Raw genomic sequence first — 9389 nt, 5'->3', positions numbered from 1 at the left:
GCGTGCTCGGACACATCCAGCAGATCCACCGACGACAACCGCCGCCCCGGATCCCCCGTCATCGCCACCAACACCCGACACAACCGCCCCACCAAAGCCTCAACAGCAGCCACGTCGAACACGTCGGTGTCGTATTCGATGCGGAAGCCCATCTCGTGGCCGGGCTGGGCCTGCACGGTCAGCGGGTAGTGGGTGGATTCGTGGGTGGCGATGTCGGTGATGGCCAGCTCGTGATCGCCCTGCAGCGCGCCGGCGTCGATCGGGTAGTTCTCATAGGCGAACAGGGTGTCGAACAGCACGTCCTGGCCGGCCAGCCGGTGGATCTCGGTGAGCGCCAGGTGCTGGTGCTCCAGCGTGTCGTTGGCGGCGCCCTGCAGCTGGGCCAGCAGCTCGGCGCCGGTGGTCGACGCGGTGATGCGCGCCCGCACCGGCACGGTGTTGATCAGCAGGCCGACCATCGACTCCGCGCCGGCCAGCTCGGGCGGCCGGCCCGAGACCGTGGTGCCGAACGCGACATCCTGGCGGCCCGTCAGCCAGCACAGCAGCTGCGCGTAGGCGGCCTGCAGCACGATGTTGACGGTCGTCTGCTGGGATCGGGCCAGCTCGGTGACGGCCCGGGAGAGCGCGGCGGGCAGCCGGAACGCCTTGTCCCGTTGCTGTCCCGGCCGCGTCCGGTCCTGGGGGGCGACCAGCGTGGGGGCGTCGAAGCCGGCGAACACCTCGCCCCAGGCCGCGCGGGCGGTGTCGGCGTCACGATCAGACAGCCACGCGACGAAGTCGCGGTACGGCGCCGCCGGCGGTAGCCGCTGCCCGTAGTAGCCGGCGAAGATCTCGCCGAGCAGGATCGGCATCGACCAGCCATCGAGCACGATGTGGTGGTTGGTCAGCACCAGCCGGTGCCGGCCTTCGGCCACGCGGACCAAGGCGACGCGAAACGCCGGCCCCCCGGCAAGGTCGCAGACCGCGGCGCGCTCGTCGGCGCGGAGCCGCCCGATCTGCTCGTCGGCCCGGAGTTCGAGGTGTTGCCAGGCCATTTCGGGTTCGGCCGGGATGACCTGCACCGGCTCGTCGTACTGGTGGAACCGGGCGACCAGGTTCGGGTGCCGACGCACGACGGCACGCACCGCGGCGCGCAGCCGGTCCTTGTCGAGCGGGCCGGAGACGGCGATGTCCAGCTGCCCGGCGTACAGGTCGTCGCTGCCCGGCGCGGCGCTGGCGTGGAAGAGCAGGCCCCGCTGCACGGAGGTCAGCGGCAGCACGTCGGCGACCGGCTCGTGCCGCTGCAGCTCGTCGAGTTGGCGCTGGGTAAGCCGGGCGGGCGCGATGTCCGACGGCGTCAGCCCGCCCCCACCGGAGCGGACGTGGGCGCAGATGCCGGCCAGGGCGTCGAACCACAACCCGCTGAGCCGGCGGATCCGCGCCTCGTCGAGGGCCGACGGCGCCCACGTCCAGTTGGCGTGCAGGGTCGGGCCGGAATCGCCGTCCAGGGTGACGGCGTTGAGCTCGACGGTGTGCATCAGCGGCATGGGGATGGCCGCGGCCGCGCCGGTGACCGACGGGTCGGCCGGACAGATCCGCCAGCCCTCACCCGCGGCGCCGGCGCCCAGGCGGCCCAGGTAGTTGAACCCGATCGGCGGCTCTGCGGCGACCAGGTCACCGAGGTAGCGCAGCAGGCCGTACGTCAGGGGGTGCGGCAGCGCCCGCAGCTGTTCCTTGGCGGTCTTGAGCGCCTCGCCCAGCGCCGCGTCGCCGGCGAGCACCTGCGCCCAGGACAGTCCGCCGACGTTGAGGGCAACCGGGTACTTGGTGGTGAACCACCCGACGGTGCGGGACAGGTCGACGTGCCGGCCGAACTCTTCGTGGCGGCCGTGGCCCTCGACGTCGATGCCGACGGGTCCGGCACCGGTGAACTCCGCGACGGCCAGGCCGAACGCGATCAGCAGGATGTCCTGGATGCCGGCGTGGAACGCCGCCGGGACCTCGCCGAGGAGCAGGGCGGTGGTTTCGGCGTCCAGCGCCACCGACAGGTGTCCGGCGGCGGCGAAGGTGTCCGCCTCGGGCCGCAGCGCGGGCAACGCCGGCGGTGTCGCCGCGACCGTCCGCCAGGCTTCGGCGTGCTCGGTGACCCGCGGGTCGTGCGCCTGCCCGGCCAGCAGCGACGCCCAGCGGCCGAACGACGTGCCGGTCACCGGCAGCTCGATGACCCGGCCCACGCGGTGCTGGGCCCACGCGAGGTTGAGGTCTTCCAGCAGGATCCACCAGGACACCGCGTCGACGGCGAGGTGGTGAATCACCAGCACCAGCTGCTCCGTCGGGGGGATCCAGAGCGCGCTCAGCATCTCCCCGGCGGTCGGGTCCAGCCGCGACCGCGCCTCGACGACGGCCGCCGCGGTCAGCGCGTCCGCCGTGTACAGGCGGTCGCGGGCGTCCACCGAGCCGGGCTCGGGGACGGTGAATTCGTCGCCGACCCGCAGCCGCAGCATGCCGTGCCGGTCCAGCAGCGCCTGCAGCACCGCGACCACGTCGTCGTGGCTGGTGCCGGCGGGCGCCTGCAGCACCATCGTCTGGTTGAACTCGTCTACCGGGCCGGACACCTGTTGCAGCCAGCGCATGATCGGCGTCGCGACGACGGGCCCGACGCCGTCATCGCCGTCGTCGGCCCCGTCGGCCACCGCCACCACCCGGGCCAGCCGGGCCACGGTCTGCTCGACGAACACGTCGCGCGGCCGGCACAACAGGCCCGCCGCCCGCGCCCGCGCCACCACCTGCATCGCCGAGATGCTGTCCCCGCCGGAGTCGAAGAAGGAGTCGTCCACGCCGACGCGGTCGAGGCCGAGGACCTCGGCGTAGATGCCGGCCAGCACCTCCTCGGTGACGCCGTCGGGGGCACGGTAGCGGTCGGCGTCCCGGTACTCCGGCGCCGGCAGCGCGCGCTTGTCCAGCTTGCCGTTCGGTGTGAGCGGCAGGTCGGGAACCACCACGACCGCGGCGGGCACCATGTAGGCCGGCAGCCGGTCGGCGAGCGCGGCGCGCGCTTCAAGGGGGTCGGCGGTGCCGGTCAGGTAGCCGACGAGTCGCTTGTCGCCGGGGCGGTCCTCGCGGGCGATCACCGCCGCCCGCTCGACCCCGTCCAACGCGCTCAGGGCGGCCTGGATTTCGCCGAGCTCGATGCGGTAGCCGCGGATCTTGACCTGCTCATCGACGCGGCCCAGGTAGACCAGTTGCCCGTCGGCCCCCCAGCGCACCAGGTCCCCGGTGCGGTACATGCGGGCGCCCGGCCCGCCGAACGGGCACGCCACGAAGCGCGACCCGGTCAGGCTCGGGCGCCGCACATACCCGGCGGCCACGCCGGCGCCGGCCACGTACAGCTCACCGACCACCCCGGCCGGCACGGGGCGCAACCACGCGTCGAGCACCGCCAGGGCCGCCCCGGGCACCGGCGCGCCGATCGGCACCGTCGAGGTCCCCGGCCGCAGCGGGGCGCTGATCGCCGCGTACACGCTGGCCTCGGTGGGGCCGTAGGCGTTGAGCATCGTCCGCCCCCGCGCCCAGCGGTCCACCAGCTCGGTGGGGCAGGCCTCGCCGGCCACGACCAACGCCGTCGACTCCAGGCCCTCGGCCGACAGCATGCCCACCGCGGACGGGGTCTGGCACAGCACGCTGACCCGCTCGGCGACCAGCAGCGCGTGGAAGTCCTCCGGCGACGCCGCCACCGACTCGGGGATCACCACCAGCCGCCCGCCACGCAGCAGCGCGCCGAAGATCTCCCACACCGAGACGTCGAAGGCCAGCGAATGCCACTGGCTCCACACCCCGCCGCCCGGCAGCCCGCCCGCGGCCGACGCCACCAGCTGGGCGGCGTTGCGGTGGGTGACCGCTACGCCCTTCGGGACGCCGGTGGTGCCCGAGGTGTAGATCAGGTAGGCGATGTCGTCCGGCGCCGGGGCGGTCGTTGCGGCGCTCGCGGTGCCGGGGTCGTCGACGTCGACGACGGGCACCCGGTCTGCCACCCGGCCGGCCAGCGCGGCGGTGGTGAGCACCGCGACCGGCGCGGCGTCGTCGAGCATGAACCCGATCCGCGCCGACGGCAGCGCCGGGTCGATCGGCAGGTAGGCCGCCCCACTCCTGAGCACCGCCAGGATCGCGACGATCGCCTCGGCCGAGCGCGAAAACAGCAGCGCCACAGCCTGTCCCGGGGCCGCGCCGCGAGCCGCCAGCGCGTGGGCCAACCGGTCGGCGGCCTCGTCCAGCTCGCGGTAGGTCAGGGTCAGGCCGTCGCAGCTCAGCGCCGCCGCGTCGGGGGTGCGGGCCACCTGCGCGGCGAACAGCTCCGCCAGCGTCGGCGTGCCCTGTGGCTTGCTCGAAGGCCGGGCCAGCACCGCCCGGTTACCGAGCTCGTCCAGCCGGGCCCGCTCGGTGTCGTCGAGCAGATCCAGCGACGACAACGGCCGTTCGGGGTCGGCGGCGACCGCCTCCAGCACCCGGCGCAGCCGCTCGGCCAGCGCGCGCACGCCGGCGGCGTCGAACACGTCGGTGCGGAACTCCACCTGACCGGCGATGCCGTCGGGCTCACCGGCATCGGTCCAGCGTTCGGCGAGCGTGAACACCAGGTCCATGCGCGCCGAGTGGGTGTCCACGGGCAGCGGGGTGACGTCGAGGTCCCCCAACGACAAGTCACCGCCGTGCCCGGCGAAGTTCTGCCAGGCCAGCATCACCTGCACCAGCGGGTGGTGAGCCAGGCTGCGCGCCGGGTTGAGCCGCTCCACCAACACCTCGAACGGCACGTCCTGATGCTCGTACGCCGCGACGCTGCGCTGGCGGACCTGGGCCAGCAACTCGGCGACGGTGGGGTCGCCGCCCAGGTCGACGCGCAGCACCAGGGTGTTGACGAAGAAGCCGACCAGGTCGTCGAGGGCGGGGTCGCGGCGCCCGGCGATCGGGAACCCGACCGCCACATCCGAGCTGGCGCTGACCTTGGACAGCAGCACCGCCAGCGCGGCCTGGACCACCATGAAACTGGTCGCGTTGTGTGCGCGGGCAACCCGGGCGACCTGCTGCTGCAGTTCGGCGGGCCAGTCCACGGCCAGCGTGTCGCCGCGCTGGTCGGCGACCTGCGGGTAGGGCCGGTCGGTGGGCAGCTCGAGGCGTTCGGGCATCCCGGCCAGCGCGTCCTGCCAGTAGGCGACCTGCGCCGCGATCGGGCTGTCGCTGTCGGCCAGGTCCCCGAACTGCGCGCGCTGCCACAGCGTGTAGTCGACGTACTGCACCGGCAGATCCGTCCAGCCGGGGGCCCGCCCGGCGCACCGGGCCGCATAGGCCAGCCCCACGTCACGCACCAGCGGCGTCACGGACCAGCCGTCGGCGGCGATGTGATGCGCCACCGCCACCAGCAGGTGTTCGTCGTCGGCGACCCGGAAAAGCCGCGCCTGCAAAGGGATCTCGGCGGCCAGGTCGAACGCGTGCCGCGCCACCTCGGCCGCGGCATCGGTCAGCCGGTCGGCCGGCCAGTCGCGGGCGTCGATCACCCGCCAGCCGAAGTCCGCGCGTTCGGCGGGCAGCACCACCTGGTGCGGCACCCCGTCGGGCGCGGCGAACAGCGTCCGCAGGCTCTCGTGGCGGCCCACCACGTCGGCGAGCGCCGCGCCCAGCGCTTCGACATCGAGCGGCCCGCTCAGCCGCAGCGCCGCCGGCATGTTGTACACCAGCGACGGCCCCTGCAGCTGGTCGAGGAACCACAACCGGTTCTGCCCGAACGACAACGGGACCGCCGCGGGCCGCTCGCCCGCGACCAGCCGCGGCAGCGCGCCCGACCCGACGCCGATCCGCGGCGCCAGCCGCGCGACCGTGGGCGCCTCGAACACCGTCCGCACGGCGAGGTCGGTGTCCAGCGCGGCGTTGACACCCGCGACCAGCCGCATTGCCGAGATGCTGTCGCCGCCCAGGTCGAAGAACGAGTCGTCGACGCCCACCCGGTCCAGGCCCAGCACCTCGGCGTAGACGCCGGCCAGGATCTCCTCGGTCAGCGTGGTCGGCGCCCGGTACTCGCCGGCGGTGTATTCCGGCGCGGGCAGGGCGCGGACGTCCAACTTCCCGTTGGGCGTCAGCGGCAGCGCATCGACGACGACGACGGCGGCGGGGACCATGTAGGCCGGCAGCCGCTGCGCCAACGCCGCACGCGTCCGCGCCGGGTCCAGCGCGCCGGTGAGGTAGGCGACCAGCCGCTTGTCGCCGGGGCGGTCCTCGCGCGGCACCACCACCGCCTGCCCCACCCCGTCCAGCGCGCTGAGCGCGGCCTGGACCTCGCCGAGTTCGATGCGGTAGCCGCGGATCTTGACCTGCTCGTCGGCGCGGCCCAGGTAGGCGAGCTGTCCGTCGGGCCGCCAGCAGACCAGGTCCCCGGTGCGGTACATGCGGGCCGGGGCGCCGCCGTTGGTCGCGAACGGGCAGGCCACGAACCGCGACCCGGTCAGCCCCGCGCGCCCCACGTAGCCCACGCCGACGCCGGTGCCGGCCACGTACAGCTCGCCGACCACCCCGACCGGCACCGGCCGCAGCCAGGCGTCGAGCACGAAAAGCCCCGCCCCGGACACCGGCGACCCGATCGGCGGCGCGCCCGAACCCGGGGTCAGCGGCGCGCTGATCGCCACACACATGGTGGTCTCGGTGGGGCCGTAGGCGTTGAGCATGACCCGCCCGGGGGCCCAGCGGTCGACCAGCTCGGGCGGGCAGGCCTCACCGGCCATCACCAGGGCCACCGACTCCAGCCCCGTCGTCGGCAGCGCCGCCAGCGCCGACGGGGTCTGGGTCAGCACGTTGACGCCCTCGCCGAGCAGCGCCTCGTGGAAGTCCTGCGGGGAGCGCGCGACGGACTCCGGAATCACCACCACCCGGCCCCCGCGCAGCAGCGCGCCGAAGATCTCCCACACCGAGACGTCGAAGGCCAGGGAGTGGCTGTGCGACCAGACGCCCGACGACGGCAGGCCACCGTTGAGCGACCCGATCAGCTGGGTCACGTTGAGGTGGGTCAGCCCCACCCCCTTGGGGGTTCCGGTGGTGCCCGAGGTGTAGATCAGGTACGCGAGATCCTGCGGGCGCGGGCTCGCCGGCGGTGCCGCGCCCGGCGGGTTTTCGTGGTTTTCTTCGTTGTCGATGGCGGCCGCGCCCACGTCGATGACGCGCGGGGCCGACCCGTTGAGCCGGTCGGCGTGCTCCGCGGTGGTCAGCACCGCCGCCGGGGCGGCGTCGGCGAGCAGGAACTCGATCCGCGAGTGTGGGTGCGCGGGGTCGATGGGCAGGTAGGCGGCGCCGGTTTTGAGCACCGCCATGATGGCCGTGATCGCCTCGGTGGACCGGGAGAACAGCAGCGCCACACATCGTCCCGGGCCGGCGCCGTCGGCGGCCAGCCGCCGGGCCAGCCGGTCGGCCGCCTCGTCGAGCTCGCGGTAGGTCAGGGTGCGGTCCCCGCAGCTGACGGCCGCCGCGTCGGGGGTGCGCCGGACCTGGGCGGCGAACAGTTCCGGGATCGACAGCGGCACCGCGCTCCTGATGCTGAGCGCGGTCCGGTTGCCGATCTTGTCCAGCCGGGCGCGCTCGTGCTCGTCGAGCAGGTCCACCGACGACAGCGCTCGCGCCGGATCCGCCGTGAGCGCCGCCAGCACCCGTCGCAGCCGCTCGACGAGCGTCTCGATGGTGTGCGCGTCGAAGACGTCGGTGCGGAACTCGACGCGGCCGCCGATGCCGGCGGGTTCGCCGGTCTCGGTCCAGCGTTCGGCCAGCGAGAACGCCAGGTCCATGCGGGCGGTGTGGGTGTCGATCGGCAGGGGCGTGACGGCCAGGTCGCCCAGCGCCAGCCCGGTGTCCTGCAGCGGCAGGTTCTGCCAGCCCAGCAACACCTGGACCAGCGGGTGATGGGTCAGGCTGCGCGACGGGTTGAGCCGCTCCACCAGCAGCTCGAACGGCACGTCCTGGTGTTCGTAGGCGGCCAGGCTGCGCTCGCGGACCTGGTGCAGCAGTTCGGCGACGGTCGGGTCGCCGCCCAGGTCGACGCGCAGCACCAGGGTGTTGACGAAGAAGCCGACCAGATCGTCGAGGGCGGGGTCGCGGCGCCCGGCGATCGGGAAGCCGACGGCCACCTCGGGGCTGGAGCTGATCTTCGACAGCAGCACCGCCAGCGCGGCCTGCACGACCATGAAGCTGGTCGCGTTGTATTCGGCGGCCACCCGGGCCACCCGCTGCTGCAGCTCGGCGGGCCAGTCCACTTCCACGCTGGCGCCGCGATGGTCGGCGACCGGCGGGTAGGGGCGGTCGGTGGGCAGGTCCAGCCGTTCGGGCATGCCGGTCAGGGCGTCCTGCCAATACGCCAGCTCTGCGGCGATGCGGCTGTCGCCGTCGTCGAGATCGCCGAGCCGCGCGCGCTGCCACAGCGTGTAGTCGGCGTACTGGACCGCCAGCGGCGCCCAGCCGGGGGCCTGCCCGGCGCACCGGCTGGCATAGGCGACGCCCAGGTCGGCGGCGAACGGGTTCAGCGACCACCCGTCGGCGGCGATGTGGTGCACCACGATCACGAGCAGGTGTTCTTCGTGCGCCGCACTGTCGCCGACACGGAAAAGCGTCGCCCGCAAAGGGATGTCGTGCGCCAGGTCGAACGCGTGGGCCGCCGCGGTCCTGACGGCCTCGTCCAACCGGTCCGCCGGCCAGCCAGTGGCGTCGACGGTGTCCCACTCCGGCGCGGCGTGCTCCGCGGGGACGATCACCTGCTGGGGTATCCCGCCGGGCGCGGCGAATAGCGTGCGCAGGCTCTCGTGCCGGCCGACCACGTCGCCCAGCGCGGCACCCAGCGCTGCGACATCGAGGCGCCCGTGCAGCCGCAGCGCCGCCGCGAGGTTGTAGACCGGCGACGGGCCCTGCAGCTGGTCGATGAACCAGAGCCGGTTCTGCGCGAACGACAACGGCAGGACCGCGGGCCGCTCGGCGGCGACCAGCGGCTCCAGCCGGCCCGCGGCCTCGCCGATCCGCGGCGCCAACTGCGCGATGGTGGGGGTTTCGAACACGGCGCGCACCGGCAGGTCGGCGCCGAGCGCGGCGTTGATCGCCGCGATCAGCCGCATCGTCGTCAGGGAGTCCCCGCCGAGGTCGAAGAAGGAGTCGTCGACGCCGACGCGCTCGACGCCGAGGACCTCGGCGTAAATCCCGGCCAGCGCCTCCTCGACGGCGTCCGACGGCGCGCGGTAACGACCGGTGTCCTGGAAGTCCGGTGCGGGCAGGGCGCGCTTGTCGAGCTTGCCGTTGGGGGTGACGGGCAGGGCGTCCAGGACGACGAGCGCGGCGGGGACCATGTAGCCGGGTAGCCGCTGGCCCAGCGCGGTGCGGGCGTCGGCGGGGTCGGCGGT

Annotated in this window: 1 protein-coding gene; it reads right to left on the bottom strand. The window is 73.9% G+C overall.

The features are described 5' to 3' along the window. The coding region (locus tag AC5Y5V_RS31015) for an amino acid adenylation domain-containing protein (RefSeq protein ID WP_499942848.1) at window positions 1-9389 on the bottom strand (9389 nt) is incomplete at both ends.

It is taken from the genome of Mycobacterium sp. NGS68 (assembly GCF_059812195.1).
The sequence above is the reverse complement of the archived record's forward strand: the minus strand, read 5'-3'. Positions and strand labels throughout refer to the sequence as shown.